Annotated in this window: 1 rRNA gene; it reads right to left on the bottom strand. The window is 60.5% G+C overall.

The annotated features are described in order from the left end of the window. Positions 1-1425: ribosomal RNA gene (locus CED_RS21190) — 16S ribosomal RNA — on the bottom strand; the annotation flags it as partial. Positions 1426-1581 lie beyond the last annotated feature (156 nt).

Below are 1581 nucleotides of genomic sequence, written 5' to 3'. Positions count from 1 at the left end.
CCCCACAAGGGTTAGGCCACCGGCTTCGGGTGTTACCGACTTTCGTGACGTGACGGGCGGTGTGTACAAGGCCCGGGAACGTATTCACCGCAGCATTGCTGATCTGCGATTACTAGCGACTCCGACTTCACGGGGTCGAGTTGCAGACCCCGATCCGAACTGAGACCGGCTTTTTGGGATTCGCTCCACCTCACGGCATCGCAGCCCTTTGTACCGGCCATTGTAGCATGTGTGCAGCCCAGGACGTAAGGGGCATGATGACTTGACGTCATCCCCACCTTCCTCCGAGTTGACCCCGGCAGTCTCCTATGAGTCCCCGACANGACTCGCTGGCAACATAGGACGAGGGTTGCGCTCGTTGNGGGACTTAACCCAACATCTCACGACACGAGCNGACGACAGCCATGCACCACCTGTGCAGGACCCTTACGGACCCCGTATCTCTACGAGATTTCCCTGCATGTCAAGCCCTGGTAAGGTTCTTCGCGTTGCATCGAATTAAGCCACNTGCTCCGCCGCTTGNGCGGGCCCCCGTCAATTCCTTTGAGTTTTAGCCTTGCGGCCGTACTCCCCAGGCGGGGCGCTTAATGCGTTAGCTGCGGCACGGAGGCCGTGGAAGGTCCCCCACACCTAGCGCCCAACGTTTACGGCGTGGACTACCAGGGTATCTAATCCTGTTCGCTCCCCACGCTTTCGCTCCTTAGCGTCAGTTCCGGCCCAGAGACCCGCCTTCGCCACCGGTGTTCCTCCTGATATCTGCGCATTTCACCGCTACACCAGGAATTCCAGTCTCCCCTGCCGGACTCTAGCCTGCCCGTATCGACTGCAGGCCCGGAGTTGAGCCCCGGGTTTTCACAGCCGACGCAACAGGCCGCCTACGAGCTCTTTACGCCCAATAATTCCGGACAACGCTTGCACCCTACGTATTACCGCGGCTGCTGGCACGTAGTTGGCCGGTGCTTCTTCTGCAGGTACCGTCACTCTCGCTTCGTCCCTGCTGAAAGAGGTTTACAACCCGAAGGCCGTCATCCCCCACGCGGCGTCGCTGCGTCAGGCTTCCGCCCATTGCGCAATATTCCCCACTGCTGCCTCCCGTAGGAGTCTGGGCCGTGTCTCAGTCCCAGTGTGGCCGGTCGCCCTCTCAGGCCGGCTACCCGTCGTCGCCTTGGTAGGCCATCNCCCCACCAACAAGCTGATAGGCCGCGGGCCCATCCCGAGCCGATAAATCTTTCCACACCACCAGATGCCCGGCAATGTCATATCCGGCATTAGCCCCGGTTTCCCGAGGTTATTCCAGAGCTCGGGGCAGGTTGCCNACGNGTTACTCACCCGTTCGCCGCTGAGAGCCGAAGCTCCCCGCTCGACTTGCATGTGTTAAGCACGCNGCCAGCGTTCGTCCTGAGCCAGGATCAAACTCTCCATCAATGCATTGAGAGCGCCGATGCAAAAACATCGACAGACCCCGACATCGACAGCAGACCCTCACAGGCCCACCACCGTGTCCAAAGGAATCCCTCACAACCCAACCAGACAGCCACCCCACCACGTGGGACACCACCCAGCCAGGCCATGAACGGGGTA

Origin of the sequence: Frankia sp. CeD, from assembly GCF_000732115.1 — a bacterium.
GTDB classification, from domain to species: Bacteria; Actinomycetota; Actinomycetes; order Frankiales; family Frankiaceae; genus Frankia; species Frankia casuarinae.
The sequence above is the reverse complement of the archived record's forward strand: the minus strand, read 5'-3'. Positions and strand labels throughout refer to the sequence as shown.